Genomic DNA, 17,807 nt, shown 5'->3' with positions numbered 1-17,807 from the left:
AATAACCAATTAAAAATAAATAGCAATACAATTACGAGGTGATAATCGTATTTATTTGTTGGTATAACTGACCGTCACTTAGGAATGAACCTTGCTGAATCAACTCAAAAATAGAACTATTGCGTTCCTCAGTAAACTCTTTTTTTCCTATTTTCATTTCGATAGTTTCGGTAAACATATTATCGCTAAGCCATTGTAAACCATCTTTAGTTAAAAAATCAACATCGGTAACTAATGATTTCAAAACAATGGACTGCACATACGTATCAAAACAATGAAATAGGAAAATATGATTTTTAGAAAAATGTTCTAAATACGTTGCTTTTGACAGAACACCTTCCCAGATCAAATCGGAAAATACATCTAGCTCTTGCTCTGCAACTTCTGGCTTTTCTGCCTTAATCTTGTCCCACTCTGCTTTATCTATTGCTTGAGTAGCTAGAAAATTTGTAAATTCTTGTGTTAATTCTTCAAATTGTTCTTTTGTTAATCTTGAATATTTCATGAAATATAATTTTGCTGTATTTCCTATTATAGTCTTTATTGAATATAAAAATGCGTGCAAATTTATAATTTTAAAAACAAAAAAGCCTTCTTTTTCAAGAAGGCTTTTAAGAACTATTTATAAAGATTAGAAAATATATCTAATTCCAAATTGCGCTTGCCATCTGGACAATAAACTAGCGTCGTAATTGAATGTTTTAGTTTGGGTTCCATTAAAAGTGTAAGTAGGCTCTTTTGTGTTTTGATCAACAGAAACTCCTATTGGTTGTATACTAGTAGGAACTTGTACTAATCCCCAATCTGAATTTAATAAATTTCCAACATTTAAGATATCAACACTAAACTGAATTGTATTTGTTTTATCTGAACTTGAAGAAGGTTTAAAATTATAATCTTGGATTAATTTCATATCCCATTTTCCTCTCCATGGCGCTAAAGCTCCGTAGCGCTCTGCATACTGACCCCTTCTACCGCTTAAATATTTATCTTGACTGATAAAAGCATCAAAAGCAGCGCCTTGACCTGGAGCGCTAAACGTCATTGCACCAATTTGGGCTGTTGTAGGTACAAAAATTAAATCATTAGTAGGTGAACCATCATTATTCACATCACCACCATAGATGTAATTAAAACGTCCACCTTGAGCATACTCAAAGAAAGTTGATATTGTAGTAGCCCAAGCATCATTAGACCCATATTTCCATTTCTTAGAACCTACACCAATAAAACGGTGTGTATCTCCATATTTAGAATTAGATAGAACTGCATTATTTACATTCCCTAAAGCTGGATTAAATGCAAAAGCATCACCCGTAATTTCAGCTTCGATAGAGTTCACATCTTTAGCAACTAAGTAATTATACGCTACACTACCATACGAACCATTATCAAAAGTTTTTTGAAGCTTAACTGATGTATTTAAAACATATCCTTTATTAGAATTTGTCATGACGAAAGCACCAATAGGCTTAGGTCCACCATCGGAAACTGGAGTATTATCATAAATTTTATCCGAATCAGTGTAAATGGCTCTATTATCAGTTCCCGCTAATATACCGGATGGCGTTCTCAATCCCCAGTTTTGAACGTGTACCCCATTAATATCTTTGTTATAAGCAACATCAAGTGTAGCAATATAATTATATTTGAAACGGTGATCTAAACCTAAACTACTTCTCCATACTTGTGGCCATTTAAAGTCTTTATCCATAATTTGCAAGAAACCATCATCAGCACCACTTACTTGATTTCCTAACCATACGAAAGGAAGTTTTCCTGTAAAAATTCCAGAACCCCCACGCAATTGTGTTGTTTTATCACCTTTTACATCCCAATTGAAACCAAATCTAGGAGACCACAATAATTTATCAGTAGGTAATGTTGTAGAAATTAAAGGTTCGTTAGTCTTCGTTTTAGGATTATAGTACAAAATACTATTATCTCTAGTTGCACCGTTTTGAGTAGTAATATATTTCTGAATCAAATCAGAAGTATCAAAATACAACGGTTTGTCAACTCTTAATCCTAATGAAAGTTTTAAATTATCTGTAATATTCCAATCATCTTGAGCATATAATGCAGCTTGACCTACATTAAGCTCAGCTAATTTCCATCCATTATCTGCACCTACTTCAAAGTTGTTCTTAGCTTTATTAGTAGTTTGTGCAAATAATAAATTTTGTTTTATAACTCCATTAGGATCCGCAGCATCATCCAAGAAAGATTGAACACTTGGATAAGGACCACCAAAACCAGGAATATTAAAAGTCCCTCGATAAGGGAATACAAAACGATCATAACCACCTAAATTAAATGAATTTTCAAATTGATATTTCTCAAAAGAAGCACCAAAAGTAAAAGCATGTTTCCCTACATTATAACTTAAATTATTCGTGATTTGAAATACTTTTTGATCTAATGTATTGTTTATTGAAAAAGGTTCGTGACCAGCAATGATATAATTTGAACCATTACTTTGAATATTTATTACCGGAGCTGGTTCAGAAAAAGGATTTCTAAAATCATTAAAATGAGTATAACCTGCTTGTAATTTATTAGAAACAGTTTCACTTATTTTTGAGTTTAACTCCACCAAGACAGATCTTAATTCGTTGTTAATTTGATATCCTGATTTTTCGAATTGAAGTGTGTTTGCGTCTGGACCTCTAAATCCTAAAGCAGATGGATGAGCTGGTTTGTCTTTTGCTGCATTCAAAAAGTTATAAATAACAGCAAGCTTATTGTTGTCATTAATGTTCCAATCTAATTTTATAATCCCTTTATTAGAATTGGTATTATGTTTAAAACCTTGGTAAGCTCCTGTATTGTATCCCAATCTACTTAAAGCAGCAGATACTGCAACCAAATCAGATTCTAAAACTCTTGATTCATTTACACCTGTTACACCATCACCATTATTAGCAACAAAATTAGATCCTAAGTCACTGCGCTTATCGATTTCATAATTGGCAAAGAAAAACAATTTGTCTTTTACTATCGGACCTCCGAAGCTAAAACCAGCTTGCGTTTGTTCTAAAGAAGGTACAAAAATCTCTTGTCCTTTTATTTTACTTCCTGTTAGATCTTGATTTCTAAAGAAAGCATAAGCAGTTCCATGAAATTCATTGGTACCTGATTTAGTAACTGCATTTACAGATGCACCAGTAAAACCAGATAACGTTACATCATAAGGTGCTGTAGCAACCTGAATTTGCTCTATTGCATCTAATGAAATAGGTTGCGAACCAGTTTGTCCTCCCGGAGTAGCAGCATCTAATCCGAATGGATTGTTAAAAACAGCTCCGTTTAAAGAGTAACTGTTGTATTGATCATTACGTCCTCCAAAAGAACCTCCATTTGCAGATGGCTCTAAACGTGTAAAATCATCCGCTGACCTTGATATTGTTGGCAACGAAGTTAATTCTTTCCTTCCAATAGTAGTTTCGGCACCTGTTCTTCCATTACCGAATACTTTATTCTTAGAACCTGTAACTTTTACTTCCGTCAGTTGCTGACTCACATCATTTAGTTGCGCATCCAAAATTAATGGTTTACCTAACTCTAAATATACTTCATTGTATACTTGAGATTCATAACCTACAAAGGAAATGGTAATTTTGTAGGGCCCGCCAATACGCATATTTAGCATATTGTATCTACCATCTTCATTTGAAACTCCCGAGTACTTTGAACCTGTAGGAGTATGAATAGCTAAAATAGAAGCAGCTGGAAGTGTTTCACCCGCAGTACTTTTTACAATTCCTTTAATACTTGATGTTGTCGTTTGCCCCAATATGGTAACAGAACTACAAAAAATCAGCAGTAGTGTGATAATTTTTTTCATTTGTTTGTTTGTGTGTTATTTGTGGTGCAAAATTAGGCAAAAAAAAATCACTCCGAAGAGTGATTTTAATATTTTATTAACAGAAAGTTAATGTTTTTTTATTTTTCTGCAACAATTTCGTAATCTAATTCAACGATAACATCTCTGTGCAAACGAACACTAGCAGTATATTTACCAGTACGCTTAACGATTCCGCTAGTTATGAATTTTCTATCAATGTTTTGACCACCTTTAGCTAAAGCTATTGCGATATCTATATTGGTAATTGAACCAAATAATTTTTCACCACCTGCTTTTGCAAAGATTTTAATTTCGATAGCTTTTAATGCTTCTGCTAATGATTTTGCATCAGCAACTACTTTAGCTTCTTTATGCGCTCTTTGTTTTAGGTTTTCAGCTAATACTTTCTTTGCAGATGAAGTAGCTAAATGAGCAAAACCTTGTGGTATTAAAAAGTTACGACCGTATCCATTTTTCACAGAAACGATATCATCTTTAAATCCTAAATTTTGAACGTCTTGTCTTAAAATAAGTTCCATGTTGTTGTCCTTTGTTATAGAAGTTAGGTTTCATATGTTTAAATGTTACTTTTTATAGGTAACATATGTTATCGCTTTTTAAATTTTGTTTGTTTTACAACAAACTCTTTTTTTGAAAGCGATTTCATGTTTCAGAAAACCAACAACTGATTTTAATAATTATTTAAGTAAATCCGCCACATATGGCATTAAAGCTAAGTGACGTGCTCTTTTCACAGCAACTGAAACTTTTCTTTGGTATTTTAATGAAGTACCTGTTAAACGACGAGGAAGAATTTTTCCTTGCTCATTAACAAATTTCAATAAGAAATCAGCATCTTTATAATCAATATATTTGATTCCTGATTTTTTGAAACGACAATATTTCTTTTGTTTGTTTGTTTCTATGTTCAAAGGCGTAAGATATCTGATATCTCCGTCTTTTTTTCCTGAAGCCGATTGTTGTAATGTTGCCATGATAATTAAGCTTTTGTAGATTTTAATTTAGTTCTTCTTCTTTCAGCCCAAGAAATAGCGTGTTTGTCAAGACTTACAGTCAAGAAACGCATAACTCTTTCGTCACGTCTAAATTCAGTTTCAAAAGCAATCAGAACTTCTCCAGCTACTTTGAATTCGAAAAGGTGGTAAAAACCAGATTTTTTGTTTTGAATTTCGTAAGCCATTTTTTTAAGGCCCCAGTCTTCTTTAGACACCATTTCTGCTCCTCTACTAGTAAGAAAATCTTCAAATTTGCTTACTGTTTCCTTTACCTGAACTTCAGATAAAACGGGATTTAAAATGAAAACAGTTTCATAATGATTCATAAATATATATTTATTTGTTATTTGGGTGCAAAAGTAATCAATAAAACTTAGAAAACAAGTTTGATTTGATTTTATTCGATGTAAGGTAAAAAAATCCGCTTAATTGATGGTAGATATCCGAAAAAGTAATATATTTACTCAGTCAAAGCTAAAAATCAAATTTATGAAACTAAACTGTGTTGTAGTAGATGATAGTTCTATACAAAGAATGATTATCGCAAAGTTAGTAAATAATCATCAAAATCTGAATTTAATTGGTGATTTTTCAAATGCAATTGAAGCCAGGAGTTGTATGTCTATTCATAATGTAGATCTTATTTTCTTAGATATAGAGATGCCTGTTATTAGCGGTTTTGATTTCTTAGATGGACTCAAAGTTAAACCACAAATTGTTTTCATTACTTCAAAAGCAGAGTATGCGATGAAAGCTTTTGATTATGATGCCACGGATTACTTGCAAAAACCTATTGCAATCGATCGGTTCAACGCATCGGTGAAAAGAGCTATCGATTTGCATTTGTTAAAGAAAGAAAATAAAGAAGAAGAAGGCGAACATATTTTTATAAAAAGTAATCTAAAAAAGTTAAAAATATTCACTTCTAAAATAAAATGGATTGAAGCCTTTGGTGATTACGTTAGAGTTGTTACCGAAGAAGATAGCAATCTAGTACTTTCTACCATGAAAGCTTTTGAAAGCGATTTACCTAAGGAAAAATTTGTTCGTGTTCATAAATCATACATCATTAATATTGATAAAGTAGAACGATTTAATAGTAAGTTTGCTGAAATTGGGGTAACTAAAATTCCATTAAGCCGCCATAAAAAAGAAGATTTAGTAAAAGCACTTGCCGTTTCATAAGCATTGGTTTTAATAAAAATCTACATTTAACGAAACCTTTATAGCTCTGTATTGAGCTATCGCCTCAAAACTATTCAATATTTTTTGGATAGTTTTTTTTGTGGTTACTATCGATATATTTTGTGGTATTTTAATAATGATTGTTCGTATGTATTCATTCCTAATTCGGCTAATTGCTGGTTCTTCAGGTCCTAACACGGGCATATTTAAATTTTGACTTAATACTTGATACAACCACATCGAACCTTCTTTTAATTTATCAAAATCACGTTGTTTCAAGGTGAGCTTTATAATCCTAAAATACGGAGGATATTTATAAATCTGGCGGTCATACAGCTGCTCCTTATACATCCCTACATAATCCGTATTGGTCACTTGCTGAATGGTATTATGGGCGGGATTATAGGTTTGAATCACTACTTTCCCCTGCTTAGCGGCGCGTCCTGCTCTACCTGCAACTTGTGTCATCATTTGAAAACTTCTTTCAAATGCCCTAAAATCTGGATGGTACAACATATTATCGGCATTCATAATCCCAACCAAACTAACATTATCAAAATCCAGACCCTTAGCGAGCATTTGGGTACCTACTAAAACATCCATTTCCCTATTCTTAAAACTGTCGATGATTTTTTCGAAACCAAATTTACCTCGAGTTGTATCCTGATCCATCCTCCCAATTTTTGCGTTAGGGAAAATAGTGATCAGCTCCTGCTCTATTTGCTCCGTTCCAAAACCTTTTGTAGTCAAATCAACACTAGAACAAGCTTGGCAATGCGTAGGTTTAGCCATGGTAAATCCGCAATAATGACAACGCAATTGATTTTTATGTTTATGATACGTTAAACTTACATCGCATTGCTGGCATTGCGGCACGTGACCACAAGTAATGCATTCAATAATAGGTGAATAACCCCGTCGGTTTTGAAATAAAATCACTTGCTCTCCTAATGATAATGCAGTATTTATTGCTTCAATTAAAACATCACTAAAATGTCCTATCATTTTTTTACGAAAGTACTTGTCTTTTAAATCTACCAATTCAATTGTAGGCATCAATACGTTTCCAAAACGTTCCGTTATTTCTACGAGACCAAATTTATCTGATTTGGCATTAAAATAGGTTTCAATACTTGGCGTAGCCGAACCCAAAAGTACTTTTGCGTGATGTGATTGCGCCAAAACAATAGCAGCGTCCCTTGCATGATACCGCGGTGCGGGATCGACTTGTTTAAAAGTTTGTTCGTGTTCCTCATCAACAATTATGAATCCGAGGTTGTAAAAAGGTAAAAACAAAGACGACCTTGCTCCAATTACCACTTGTGCTTTCTCAGAATTGATCAGAACTTGGTTCCAAACTTCAACCCGTTCGTTGTTGCTGTATTTAGAATGAAAAACGGCTACTTTATTTCCAAAATAAGTTCGCAAACGACCAACTAACTGTGTCGTTAAAGCAATTTCAGGTAACAAATACAAGATTTGTTTTCCAGTTTGTAAATATTCTTGGATTAATTTAATATAAATTTCTGTTTTTCCGCTCGAAGTAACGCCATGCAATAAAGAAACATCTTTTTGAATAAAACTTGCTTTAATCCCTTCAAACGCTATTTGTTGAGCCGTGCTGAGTAGCAATTGATCTTCCCAAATTTTTCCGTTAAAATGCACGCGATCTTCTTGAATAAAATAATCTTCGAATATCTCTTTTTCAATTAATGCTTTAATAATGGCTGTAGAAGAATTAGCCGTTTCAAGAAGTTTTTTCACTGTAATTGGTTTAGCTCCGCTCTGCTCGGCTTCGCCTCGGGTCTTTTCGACAGCAATTAATTGAAAATAGTGTAGTACAATTTCTTTCTGTTTAGTGGCATTTTTGAGTAACTCTAACAAATCGCCTAATCCTGCATTTGATTCATATTTAGAATGCAAACGAATATAACGTACTACTTTCGGTTTGTACGTTTCTTGAATTTCTTCTTGTAAAACAACTAAATTTTTATCGATTAATTTTTGAATGACAGGAAAGATATTCTTCTTGTTCAGAATAGAAATAATATCCAGAACTTTTAGAGCACTTTGCTGTTGCAAAGCTTCGTAAACTAAAAATTCATCATCAGAAAGCAGACTAGTATCTGCAATAGTATTCGTTTTTTGAGAAATTACCGTTTCACTTTCCAGCAAAAGCGCACTCGGCATAGCTCCTCGATATACATCGCCAATGGAACACATATAATAGGAAGAAATCCATTTCCAATGTGCAATTTGAATTTCAGTAACGATTGGTTGTTCCTCTAAAATTTGATGAATTTCCTTGGCTTCGTACAAAGCGGGTTTGTTTTGATGTATATCAATTACTAATGCTGTGTAGATTTTACTTTTACCAAAAGGAACTGCTAGCCGCATTCCAATTTTTATAAAATGAAATTCTGCTTCAGAGACGCTATAAGTAAAGGTTTTAGCTAGTGAAAGTGGTAAAATTACATCAACGAAATGCATTTGTACTTTAGTATTGGTTATAAATTTCTAGTAGTTATAATGCTTTGCATCAATACCTCAATACTTATAATTATTTTACTCTATTCCAGATTTGTGTTCTACCAAATAATGACACGCCAATATAACCGCGGACTTTTAATTTGTCATGTCCTTCAAGCGCTAGAAAACATTTGTATAGTTTTCCTGTTGTTGGATCTAAAATTTTTCCATCGTTGTACTCTTTACCGTCTTTTTTGAGTCCTTTGATGATAACGAGTCCCATTACTGGTTTGTTTTTTTCCTCGCCAGAGCATGCAGTACATAAACTTTTTCTCTTTTCGGCATCTACTATATCTACAATTTTGCCATAGATTTTACCAGAACGCTCGTAAATTTCCACAACTGATTTTGCTTTGCCCGTTTCATCATCAATGGTCTTCCATTTACCAATAACACTGTGGCTTTGCGCATAAAAAGCCATTGAAATAAATAAAGCGAGAATTGTAATAGTGTTTTTCATTTTTTAATTTTTAGCCCTGATTCTAGTAAAAATATTTTTCTCTGTTACTCTAAAGGTAGATCAGATTTAAAAGTATTCTTATGTCGGGATCAGGAAATAGCATCTTATTATGAAGCCTTTTTTAATTTTAATAATTTATTTATTTTTAACCTTTAACTTATTTACTGTTGCATTCAATTCAAAACCCAAAAGTAAAATCATACAATTGATCCAAATGTAAAACATCAAAATCAATAATGTACCTATCGAACCATATAATTCATTGTATTTTGAAAATTTTATAACCCATATCCCAAAAGCATACGAATCTAAAAGTATCAATATAGTCGTAAACACAGATCCTATAGATATAAATGCTCTGTTTTTATCGTGTTTTGTGCCAAACTTGAACAATACAGATGTAGTTATTAAAATCATCAAAATAACAAATGCGTAACGTCCTAAAACGATAAGTTGTACTTGATCACTGAATACTGTTTTTTGTATAAGTACTTCAAAAACAACAATTATCGATACTGTAACTATCAGTAAAAGTGACAGTAATAAGGACATTCCTAATGCTACTATATACTGACGAATAAAACCTCTTTTAATTAGAACGTGCCTAGAGGTTTCAAAACCACCTAAAATTCCGTTTAATCCATTTGCCATCAAAAATATAGACAATATAAACCCAGAAGATAACAAACCAGAATCACTATTGTTTAGAATATCACTAATGATTTTATAAATTGCATCGTATGTATTGGGCGGAACGCCATCTTTTACAAACAACAAAAAATCTTCCTGAAAACCTTCAATAGGTATAAATGGAATGAGATTTAAAATGAATAATGCAAAGGGAAATAAGGCCATAAAAAAACTAAATGCAATAGCACTAGCATGATACGTTAAAGCGCTTTCTACAATTCCAAGTCCGTACAGTTCCAGCAAATCATATAATGATAAACCTTGCAACCAGGGAAGCTCAACTTTTTTTAGCACATTTACTAAATTCCGAATTATTGGAATTCTTTGCAATTTAATCTCTATTTCTGTACTCATATCGCTTTTAAACTCAAATCCATGTTATAGACAGAGTGTGTTAAAGCTCCTGAAGAAATATAATCTACACCACATTCTGCATAATGACGAATAGTGTTTTCATTAATATTTCCAGAAGATTCAGTCAGGCATTTATCGCCTATCAAAGCTACTGCTTTTTTAGTATCTCCAAAATTAAAATTATCAATTAAAATTCTAAAAACGCCTTCATTTTCTAATATTTCGGCTATTTCATCTAGATTTCTTGCTTCGACTATAATTTTTAAATCCAGGTTATTTGCTTCTAAAAAAGCTTTAGTTTTGGTAATGGCCAACGTTATACCTCCAGCAAAATCATTGTGATTGTCTTTTAGCATAATCATGTCATACAAAGCAAATCGATGATTTTCACCACCACCAATTTTTACTGCCCATTTTTCACAAGCTCTAAATCCCGGTGTAGTTTTGCGTGTATCAAGAATTTTAGCTTTAGTTCCTTCTAACAATCGAACATATTCTTTCGTTTTAGTAGCTATTGCAGACATTCTTTGCATGGAATTAAGAACGACCCGTTCTGCTTTCAAGATAGATTGGGAACTTCCAGAAACATGAAAAACGACATCTCCTTTTTGAACCAAACTCCCGTCCTCAATAAAAATTTCTATTTTCAAAGTAGGGTCAACGAATTCAAAGATCATTTTAGCAAAAGCCACACCTGCAATAATACCATTCTCCTTAACCAATAACTTTGCTTTCCCCATTGCTGTCGATGGGATGCAAGCCAAAGAACTAAAATCACCAGGACCTACATCTTCCCGAATGGCATTTTGTATCACTAGATTTAACTCATTTTTGAACTGTATATCGCTAATCATTTTATAAGAAATTTATAGAATGCTAAAGTATGATATATTTTGTGGATTTGAAAATAGGAATGCTTTGTTATTTTAAAAAAAGAGGGAATTCAATGACTTACAACAAAGAATCGTTTTTACAAGGAATGTTTAAAACTATTATTTTTAAGCATACAATCAAATTCACTTTCTTCAGCTTTATAAAATCAATTATTCCTTAGAGTAGTTTATTAATTAAATCCTTATATTTGATTGTGAAACTAAAAAACAGAGCATGAAATCCTTTTTAACACTTCTTTTTGCATCATCGATTGTATTGACCTCTTGTAAAAAAGAAACAGAGGCTCAAAATAGCACAACACCAACAAACGTTGTTCCCTTTACTGAAGTTGGTAACCAAATGAAAAATGAAGCCATAGCAAATCAGCCACAACAACCAACAAACAAGGTAAATTCAACAAATGTAATGCCTACAACTACTGCTACAGTAGCCGATGGAAAAAATCCGGCACATGGACAACCATCACATCGTTGCGATATTCCCGTAGGCGCACCTTTAAATTCTCCACCAGCCACAACAACACCTAAACCTGCAGTACAACAACAACAAACACAATCGATAACGGTTCCTACCGTAGTCCCAACCGCACCTGCGGTTGCAACAACGCCAACTCCTGAGGGTATGAATCCGCCACATGGTCAAACGAACCACAGATGCGATATTGCTGTAGGTGCTCCTTTACCTAAATCATAAATTTATATAAAACCAATCTAATGTATCCTGTTGTCATCTTTGATTTTGATTTAAAAAGCAACCTACAAAACTGGAAAATCGTAAATGATTCTGTCATGGGAGGCATTTCCAAAAGTAAATTCTATCTGAATTCAGGCGGAGAGGGAGCTTTTGAAGGTGAGGTTTCGTTAGCAAATAACGGCGGTTTCTGTGCCGTAAAATATGTTCTTGAACCAATTGAATTAATAGGAACAACTCATTTTTCTATCCGCATCAAAGGCGATGGAACTACTTATCAATTTCGAGTGAAGTCTAATAAAAATGATTCCCATTCTTATGTTTTTCCCTTCAAAACGGATACTAACTGGCAAACTATTAAAATTCCATTCTCAAAATTGTATCCAGTATTTAGAGGCCAAAATTTAGACTTACAAAATTTCGAAGGTACAACTGTATCAGAAATCACTTTCTTAATTGGTAACAAAAAAGAAGAATCTTTTGAATTACTAATTGATGCTATTGTTTTAGAATAAAAGAGGAACCAAATATATTTTTTCATTTAAAAAAATGCTGAAGTTCCTTATATTTGCGATTCAGAAACACATCAAATATGAACATCAAATTGATTGCTATTGGTAAAACTGATAATAAATCCCTTCAATCATTGATTGATGATTATACCAAGCGTTTGTCGTTTTATATCAAATTTGATTTGGATATTATTCCCGATATCAAAAACGTAAAAAACTTATCTGAAAGTCAACAAAAAGAAAAAGAAGGCGAATTGATTTTAGCTAAAATCACGCCAACAGACCAATTGATTTTATTGGACGAAAACGGAAAAAATTTTTCTAGTGTAGGTTTTTCAGAAGAGTTACAAAAGAAAATGAACTCTGGAGTAAAGACTTTAGTTTTTGTTATTGGCGGTCCTTATGGTTTTTCGGATACCGTTTATGCCAAAGCACAAGGCAAAATATCTCTGTCTTTAATGACGTTCTCCCATCAAATGGTGCGGTTGTTTTTTATCGAACAATTGTATCGCGGCTTCACAATTTTGAGAAATGAACCGTATCACCATCAGTAAAAATAGTCAGTTTTCAGTAATCATTAGTTGAGAAAGTAAAAGGTACGTTTTAAAATTTTAGTAGATGAATTCTTTTGGAACTTCATCATTATAGGAATCAAATTTTCTAACTAAAATTTTAGTCTGAATATATTCTTCGTAAGACATATTTTTATCAAAAACCAAGAATATAATAGGCTGAACTATATGAGCTATACTATAAACATAATTCACTAGTTCACTCTTTTGAATCACTTTATCACCAACTTTCACTAAATCATTTCTTTTTTCAAATCTAATAATCATATTACCAGCCGCAGGTTCTCCAATTGTATAAAACACATCAGTAAAAGGGATAAAAGCTAGGTTTTTACAAATCGTATCGGCGTAGGAATAATAGTTTTCGGCTTTTTCATTCTTATGTGCTTTTTCTTCACGCTTTTTTTGTTGCAACTTCATAATTTCTGGAATAACAAGTCGCAACGGCAAACGCTTGTCTACATTCAGAATCCAATTAGTCGAAATAATACTGTTCTTCCGGTTTACTTCAGCCAGCGTATCTCTTCCTTTTGTTCTAAAAAAAATATAGATTGGAGAGAGATCATCTACATTTTTGACAATTGTTACAGCGGCTTTTGGCAATAAAACATCTTCTTTATTACCACAGCTAAACAAAGTAAAAAGAACAATCAGAGTATAATATTTCATTTTTACAAATTGATTTTATTAAATAATGTAACACACTCCATGGCTTCTTTTACATCGTGAACCCTCAAAATTTTGGCTCCTTTGGTCAATGCTAAAGTATTTAAAACCGTTGTTCCGTTTAACGCATTTTCAATAGAAGTATCTAGCGTTTTATAAATCATGGATTTTCTGGAGACTCCAATTAGAAGCGGAAGTTCAAGTATATTGAACAATTCCATTTTTTGAAAAACTTCGTAATTTTGCGCTATTGTTTTGGCAAAGCCAAAGCCCGGATCGATAATCAAATCATTAATTCCAAAACTTCTTGCCATAGCCACTTTCTCCGAAAAATAGAATAACATTTCTTTTACAATATCCTCATAATTTGTCAATGTTTGCATCGTTTGCGGATTGCCACGCATGTGCATCATAATATAAGGAACGTTATATTTTGCTATTATCTCAAACATTTTCTCGTCCAAATTTCCGGCTGAAATATCGTTTATGATAGCTGCACCACTTTCAATAGAAGCTTTTGCCACTTCACTTCTAAAGGTGTCAATCGAAATTATGGTTTCTGGAAAATGTTTTAGAATCAAATTTACTACTGGAACAATTCTAGAAATTTCTTCTTGTTCCGATACGAATTCTGCATTTGGCTTGCTGGAATAGGCTCCAACATCTATGAAAGTAGCGCCATCGAGCAGCATTTTTTCTACTTGAGATAGAATTTCAGTTTCATTTTTATATTTACCACCATCAAAAAAAGAGTTGGGTGTTACATTCAAAATACCCATTATTTTTGGGGCAACAAGATCAACAAGTATACCTTTGCAGTTAATCGTCATTCGTTTACAGTTTTAAATACATCAAGAATCTACATTAAAAAAAATTATCTTATTTTTGAAAAAATTTGAATACAAATATACACCAATAATGAAGAATACTTCAAAAGAATACGATTCAGTAATTGCGACTTGTCGTGCACTGTTTATCAATAAAATGAAAGATTACGGATGTGCTTGGCGTATTTTAAGACTGCCTTCCTTGACGGATCAAATCTATATCAAAGCACAAAGAATTAGAAGCTTACAAGAAAACGAGGTTCGTAAAATTGATGAAGATGAAACGGGCGAATTCATAGGGATTATCAATTATTCGATTATGGCTTTGATACAATTGGAACTTGGATTAGTAGATCAACCTGATTTAGAGGTGGCGAAAGCAACTGAATTATACGATGCCAAAGTCAAACTGACCAAAGATTTAATGGAAGATAAAAATCATGATTATGGAGAAGCTTGGCGCGAAATGCGTGTAAGTTCACTAACTGATTTAATTTTACAAAAACTACTACGCGTCAAACAAATTGAAGACAATAAAGGAAAAACTCTCGTATCTGAAGGGATCGATGCTAATTATCAAGACATGATTAATTATTCTATTTTCGCATTGATTCTAATGGGTTTTGGAACTAAATAAAAAAAGCAATAACGCATTATGAAAAATATAAGTACTCAATTTTCTAGAATTTTCGTTGGTATCCTATTCATTATCTCAGGATTAATCAAACTAAATGACCCTATCGGGTTTTCCTATAAACTGGCCGAATATTTCAGTGAACCCGTTTTCAACATACCGTTTTTTGTACCCTTTGCACTCGGGATAGCCTTATTTTTGGTAATTCTTGAAGTGGTTCTGGGTATTATGTTGCTCATTGGTTCCAAAACTAAATTCACGATTTGGAGTTTATTAATTCTGATTGTATTGTTTACTTTCCTAACTTTTTACTCTGCTTATTTTAATGTGGTAAAAGATTGTGGTTGTTTTGGTGATGCTTTAAAACTGACACCTTGGCAATCGTTTACCAAGGACATCGTTTTACTTTTCTTTATTTTGATCTTATTTTTCAATCAAAAATTGGTGAAACCTTTGTTTACCAATAATGTACAAAACATAGTTATTTATGCCAGTATTGTTTTGTCCTCATTGATGGGCGTTTGGGTTTTAAATCATTTGCCGTTAATAGATTTTCGACCATACAAAGTGGGGAATAATATTCAAAAAGGAATGCGAATTCCTGACGGAGCAGAAAAATCAGTGGTAGAAATGGTCTTTATTTACAAAGTTGGTGGTGTCGATAAAGAATTTACTGAAAAAGACTTGATGGCAATTCCAGAAGGGGCTGTTTTCGTTGACCGAAAAGACAAAGTGATCACAGAAGGATACGTTCCTCCTATCCATGATTTTACAATGGAAAAAGACGGTTCTGACTTTAAAGAGGAATTTCTTGAGGCTCCAAAAGTCTTATTGATCACCGCTTATGATTTAGCGTATGCTGATCAAAATGGAATGGCAAAATTAGAGCAACTAAATAAAGATGCTACAGCCAAAGGATACAAGGTGGTTGGAATGACTGCCTCTTCACCAGAAGAAATAGCTGCTGCAAAAAAACAATTCGGATTGACATTTGACTTCTATTTTTGTGATGCAATAACTGTAAAAACGATCGAAAGAGCCAATCCAAGTCTTGTTTTACTGGAAAAAGGAACAATAGTACAAAAAGTACATCACAACGATAGCGCTGATTTAAAATTTTAAAAAATAGACTTTCAAAATTTAAAGTCGTAAAGTCTCTTTTTTGAAACTTTACGACTTTTGATTTGTATAAATAGCACGATACTTTCAACACACAACCAGAGAATTAAAATCATTACAGTATTAACAAACTATAACGATATTGCATTATCATTTTCGAATAATGTTTTCAAAATTTCTTGTTCTTTATACCGCATTCAAATTGTTTGTTTAACTTTGTTAAAAACATATCTAAAATGAAAAAAATAATAGCACTACTGGTTGCATTTGCAACATTTTCCTGCACTTCAAATGCACAAAAAACAGAATTCTCCAAAAAAGCGCTTTCGACAACATTATTAGCTACAGATGGAAGCCAAGTTTCATTCAAAAATATTTTAAAAAAATACAAAGGAAAAACTTTGGTTATTGAAGTTTGGGCTTCTTGGTGCGGCGATTGTGTAAAAGCAATGCCAAAACTTAAGGATTTACAAGCGAACAACCCTAACGTATCCTACCTATTTCTTTCTATGGATAAAACGGCAGATAAATGGAAAGCAGGTATTGAAAAACACGAATTAAAAGGAGATCATTTTATGGCCAATGATCAAATGAAAGGTGTATTTGCAAAAGCTATAGATGTAGATTGGATTCCAAGGTATATTATCGTAAATAAAAATGGTAAAATTGTCTTGTACCGCGCCATTGAAACTGATTTTGACAAGATTAATGATACTTTGAAAAAACTACAATAACAGGTATAAAAAACAATATTTAAAATATAAAATATTAAATTAAAGATCACTACAATGAGAAAGAAGATTGTTGCTGGAAACTGGAAAATGCATAAAAATTCAGAGCAAACTGAAGATTTGTTAAATGAATTAATTGCAAAAATACCTACGGATACAAAAGCCCAAGTTATTGTTGCTCCTACCTTTGTGAATTTAGCCACTGCTGTTGATCATTTAGAATTCACTACTATAGATGTAGCTGCACAGAACGTACATGAAGCGGAAAGTGGCGCCTTTACTGGCGAAATTTCTGCAGATATGTTAAAAAGTGTTGGAGTAGACATCGTAATTTTAGGACATTCAGAACGCAGAGCGATTTTTAATGAAACCGATGCTTTAATTGCTAATAAGGTAAATACAGCTTTGGAACATGACATGACAGTTATTTTTTGCTTTGGAGAAGAATTAAAAGACCGCCAATCAGAAAATCATTTTAATGTGGTAGAAAACCAATTGCGAGATGGATTGTTTCATATCGAATCAAAAGATTGGGAACGTATTGTTTTGGCTTACGAGCCAGTTTGGGCAATTGGGACAGGAGAAACAGCTTCTCCGGAACAAGCACAGGAAATGCATGAATTCATCAGAGAAACAGTTCGAAAAGCTTTTGGAAGTCACATTGCTGAAAGCGTCTCTATCCTTTACGGCGGAAGCGTAAAACCGGATAATGCCAAAGAAATATTCTCAAAACCAGATGTAGACGGTGGTCTTATTGGTGGTGCTGCACTAAAAGCAGACGATTTTGTAGCAATCGTAAATGCTATCTAAATTTCATATTTAAACTTTATAAAAAAGCGGTGATTTTAGACTGAACCCAAAAGTTTGGACAAATTTATAATTAATTTTGATAATAATGAGCTCGATATTGTATCGGGCTCATTTTGTTTAAATTAGACTTACTTCTGTCATTATTATAATAATTTATATACTCCTTTATTTCCCCTTTTAATTGGTCAATTGATGTGTATTTTTTCAGATAAAACAATTCTGATTTTAATATACCGAAGAAATTCTCAATAATTGCGTTATCAAGACAGTT

19 protein-coding genes and 1 pseudogene are annotated in these 17,807 nt (G+C 32.9%); 8 read left to right on the top strand and 12 right to left on the bottom strand.

Features of this window, described 5'->3' with window-relative positions; all coding sequences use genetic code 11:
- Positions 1–31: 31 nt before the first annotated feature.
- From ACNQGO_RS05860 to rpsF, 5 genes are all read right to left on the bottom strand, one after another.
- Positions 32–505: a DUF6495 family protein gene (locus tag ACNQGO_RS05860; RefSeq protein ID WP_417984653.1), complete on the bottom strand. Its 474-nt coding sequence runs from the start codon at positions 503–505 to the stop codon at positions 32–34.
- 126 nt (positions 506–631) lie between these two features.
- Entirely contained in the window at positions 632–3,847 is a 3,216-nt protein-coding gene (locus tag ACNQGO_RS05855) for a TonB-dependent receptor (protein ID WP_417984652.1), read from the bottom strand.
- Positions 3,848–3,945: 98 nt separating this feature from the next.
- Positions 3,946–4,386, bottom strand: coding sequence for a 50S ribosomal protein L9 (gene rplI / locus ACNQGO_RS05850; protein ID WP_417984651.1), 441 nt, complete (start codon positions 4,384–4,386; stop codon positions 3,946–3,948).
- Between the two features lie 159 nt (positions 4,387–4,545).
- A complete protein-coding gene (gene rpsR, locus ACNQGO_RS05845; RefSeq protein ID WP_066077030.1) occupies positions 4,546–4,842 on the bottom strand; it encodes a 30S ribosomal protein S18 in 297 nt (98 codons plus the stop codon).
- Positions 4,843–4,847: 5 nt separating this feature from the next.
- Positions 4,848–5,189, bottom strand: a complete 342-nt coding sequence (rpsF, locus tag ACNQGO_RS05840; protein WP_035671622.1) for a 30S ribosomal protein S6 — start codon at positions 5,187–5,189, stop codon at positions 4,848–4,850.
- 163 nt (positions 5,190–5,352) lie between these two features.
- Here rpsF and ACNQGO_RS05835 point away from each other — a divergent pair, with 163 nt between their 5' ends.
- Positions 5,353–6,048: a LytR/AlgR family response regulator transcription factor gene (locus ACNQGO_RS05835; RefSeq protein ID WP_309757176.1), complete on the top strand. Its 696-nt coding sequence runs from the start codon at positions 5,353–5,355 to the stop codon at positions 6,046–6,048.
- A gap of 9 nt (positions 6,049–6,057) precedes the next feature.
- Here ACNQGO_RS05835 and priA read toward each other — a convergent pair whose 3' ends face one another.
- The 4 genes from priA to nadC form a co-directional block, all read right to left on the bottom strand.
- Complete coding sequence (gene priA, locus ACNQGO_RS05830; RefSeq protein WP_417984650.1) at positions 6,058–8,538, bottom strand: replication restart helicase PriA; 2,481 nt, start codon at positions 8,536–8,538, stop codon at positions 6,058–6,060.
- Positions 8,539–8,608: 70 nt separating this feature from the next.
- A complete protein-coding gene (locus ACNQGO_RS05825; RefSeq protein ID WP_309757181.1) occupies positions 8,609–9,037 on the bottom strand; it encodes a DUF2147 domain-containing protein in 429 nt (142 codons plus the stop codon).
- A 135-nt stretch (positions 9,038–9,172) separates the two neighbouring features.
- Positions 9,173–10,081 carry a YihY/virulence factor BrkB family protein gene (locus tag ACNQGO_RS05820; RefSeq protein ID WP_417967842.1) on the bottom strand — a complete coding sequence of 303 codons (909 nt, stop codon included), beginning with the start codon at positions 10,079–10,081 and terminating at the stop codon, positions 9,173–9,175.
- On the bottom strand, positions 10,078–10,935 hold the full coding sequence (gene nadC / locus ACNQGO_RS05815; protein WP_417984649.1) for a carboxylating nicotinate-nucleotide diphosphorylase: 858 nt from the start codon (positions 10,933–10,935) through the stop codon (positions 10,078–10,080). Before nadC ends, ACNQGO_RS05820 begins: the two co-directional genes overlap by 4 nt.
- A gap of 481 nt (positions 10,936–11,416) precedes the next feature.
- Between nadC and ACNQGO_RS05810 the strand changes: the two are divergent.
- From ACNQGO_RS05810 to rlmH, 3 genes and pseudogenes are all read left to right on the top strand, one after another.
- Positions 11,417–11,668, top strand: a pseudogene (locus ACNQGO_RS05810) (hypothetical protein); the annotation flags it as partial.
- A gap of 20 nt (positions 11,669–11,688) precedes the next feature.
- On the top strand, positions 11,689–12,180 hold the full coding sequence (locus ACNQGO_RS05805) for a CIA30 family protein (protein ID WP_417984648.1): 492 nt from the start codon (positions 11,689–11,691) through the stop codon (positions 12,178–12,180).
- A gap of 77 nt (positions 12,181–12,257) precedes the next feature.
- Positions 12,258–12,731, top strand: a complete 474-nt coding sequence (gene rlmH, locus ACNQGO_RS05800; protein ID WP_417984647.1) for a 23S rRNA (pseudouridine(1915)-N(3))-methyltransferase RlmH — start codon at positions 12,258–12,260, stop codon at positions 12,729–12,731.
- Positions 12,732–12,788: 57 nt separating this feature from the next.
- Here rlmH and ACNQGO_RS05795 read toward each other — a convergent pair whose 3' ends face one another.
- Complete coding sequence (locus tag ACNQGO_RS05795) at positions 12,789–13,418, bottom strand: hypothetical protein (protein WP_417984646.1); 630 nt, start codon at positions 13,416–13,418, stop codon at positions 12,789–12,791.
- A 2-nt stretch (positions 13,419–13,420) separates the two neighbouring features.
- Positions 13,421–14,245, bottom strand: a complete 825-nt coding sequence (gene folP, locus ACNQGO_RS05790) for a dihydropteroate synthase (RefSeq protein WP_417967832.1) — start codon at positions 14,243–14,245, stop codon at positions 13,421–13,423.
- An 88-nt stretch (positions 14,246–14,333) separates the two neighbouring features.
- Here folP and ACNQGO_RS05785 point away from each other — a divergent pair, with 88 nt between their 5' ends.
- From ACNQGO_RS05785 to tpiA, 4 genes are all read left to right on the top strand, one after another.
- On the top strand, positions 14,334–14,879 hold the full coding sequence (locus ACNQGO_RS05785) for a DUF1599 domain-containing protein (protein ID WP_417967830.1): 546 nt from the start codon (positions 14,334–14,336) through the stop codon (positions 14,877–14,879).
- 18 nt (positions 14,880–14,897) lie between these two features.
- Positions 14,898–15,998: a BT_3928 family protein gene (locus ACNQGO_RS05780; protein ID WP_417967829.1), complete on the top strand. Its 1,101-nt coding sequence runs from the start codon at positions 14,898–14,900 to the stop codon at positions 15,996–15,998.
- 233 nt (positions 15,999–16,231) lie between these two features.
- Positions 16,232–16,729: a TlpA family protein disulfide reductase gene (locus ACNQGO_RS05775; RefSeq protein WP_417984645.1), complete on the top strand. Its 498-nt coding sequence runs from the start codon at positions 16,232–16,234 to the stop codon at positions 16,727–16,729.
- A gap of 54 nt (positions 16,730–16,783) precedes the next feature.
- Entirely contained in the window at positions 16,784–17,536 is a 753-nt protein-coding gene (gene tpiA / locus ACNQGO_RS05770; RefSeq protein WP_417984644.1) for a triose-phosphate isomerase, read from the top strand.
- Positions 17,537–17,606: 70 nt separating this feature from the next.
- Here tpiA and ACNQGO_RS05765 read toward each other — a convergent pair.
- On the bottom strand, positions 17,607–17,807 hold a 201-nt coding region (locus tag ACNQGO_RS05765; RefSeq protein WP_417984643.1), incomplete at its 5' end, for an IS3 family transposase.

The sequence above is a fragment of the Flavobacterium frigidum genome (assembly GCF_048286735.1).
Lineage (GTDB): Bacteria > Bacteroidota > Bacteroidia > Flavobacteriales > Flavobacteriaceae > Flavobacterium.
The sequence above is the reverse complement of the archived record's forward strand: the minus strand, read 5'-3'. Positions and strand labels throughout refer to the sequence as shown.

What these genes read in the sequence shown, in the direction of transcription:
- ACNQGO_RS05860 (WP_417984653.1), bottom strand. Translation starts at nt 505, where the DNA reads ATGAAATATTCAAGATTAACAAAAGAACAATTTGAAGAATTAACACAA.
- ACNQGO_RS05855 (WP_417984652.1), bottom strand. Translation starts at nt 3,847, where the DNA reads ATGAAAAAAATTATCACACTACTGCTGATTTTTTGTAGTTCTGTTACC.
- rplI (WP_417984651.1), bottom strand. Translation starts at nt 4,386, where the DNA reads ATGGAACTTATTTTAAGACAAGACGTTCAAAATTTAGGATTTAAAGAT.
- rpsR (WP_066077030.1), bottom strand. Translation starts at nt 4,842, where the DNA reads ATGGCAACATTACAACAATCGGCTTCAGGAAAAAAAGACGGAGATATC.
- rpsF (WP_035671622.1), bottom strand. Translation starts at nt 5,189, where the DNA reads ATGAATCATTATGAAACTGTTTTCATTTTAAATCCCGTTTTATCTGAA.
- ACNQGO_RS05835 (WP_309757176.1), top strand. Translation starts at nt 5,353, where the DNA reads ATGAAACTAAACTGTGTTGTAGTAGATGATAGTTCTATACAAAGAATG.
- priA (WP_417984650.1), bottom strand. Translation starts at nt 8,538, where the DNA reads ATGCATTTCGTTGATGTAATTTTACCACTTTCACTAGCTAAAACCTTT.
- ACNQGO_RS05825 (WP_309757181.1), bottom strand. Translation starts at nt 9,037, where the DNA reads ATGAAAAACACTATTACAATTCTCGCTTTATTTATTTCAATGGCTTTT.
- ACNQGO_RS05820 (WP_417967842.1), bottom strand. Translation starts at nt 10,081, where the DNA reads ATGAGTACAGAAATAGAGATTAAATTGCAAAGAATTCCAATAATTCGG.
- nadC (WP_417984649.1), bottom strand. Translation starts at nt 10,935, where the DNA reads ATGATTAGCGATATACAGTTCAAAAATGAGTTAAATCTAGTGATACAA.
- ACNQGO_RS05805 (WP_417984648.1), top strand. Translation starts at nt 11,689, where the DNA reads ATGTATCCTGTTGTCATCTTTGATTTTGATTTAAAAAGCAACCTACAA.
- rlmH (WP_417984647.1), top strand. Translation starts at nt 12,258, where the DNA reads ATGAACATCAAATTGATTGCTATTGGTAAAACTGATAATAAATCCCTT.
- ACNQGO_RS05795 (WP_417984646.1), bottom strand. Translation starts at nt 13,418, where the DNA reads ATGAAATATTATACTCTGATTGTTCTTTTTACTTTGTTTAGCTGTGGT.
- folP (WP_417967832.1), bottom strand. Translation starts at nt 14,245, where the DNA reads ATGACGATTAACTGCAAAGGTATACTTGTTGATCTTGTTGCCCCAAAA.
- ACNQGO_RS05785 (WP_417967830.1), top strand. Translation starts at nt 14,334, where the DNA reads ATGAAGAATACTTCAAAAGAATACGATTCAGTAATTGCGACTTGTCGT.
- ACNQGO_RS05780 (WP_417967829.1), top strand. Translation starts at nt 14,898, where the DNA reads ATGAAAAATATAAGTACTCAATTTTCTAGAATTTTCGTTGGTATCCTA.
- ACNQGO_RS05775 (WP_417984645.1), top strand. Translation starts at nt 16,232, where the DNA reads ATGAAAAAAATAATAGCACTACTGGTTGCATTTGCAACATTTTCCTGC.
- tpiA (WP_417984644.1), top strand. Translation starts at nt 16,784, where the DNA reads ATGAGAAAGAAGATTGTTGCTGGAAACTGGAAAATGCATAAAAATTCA.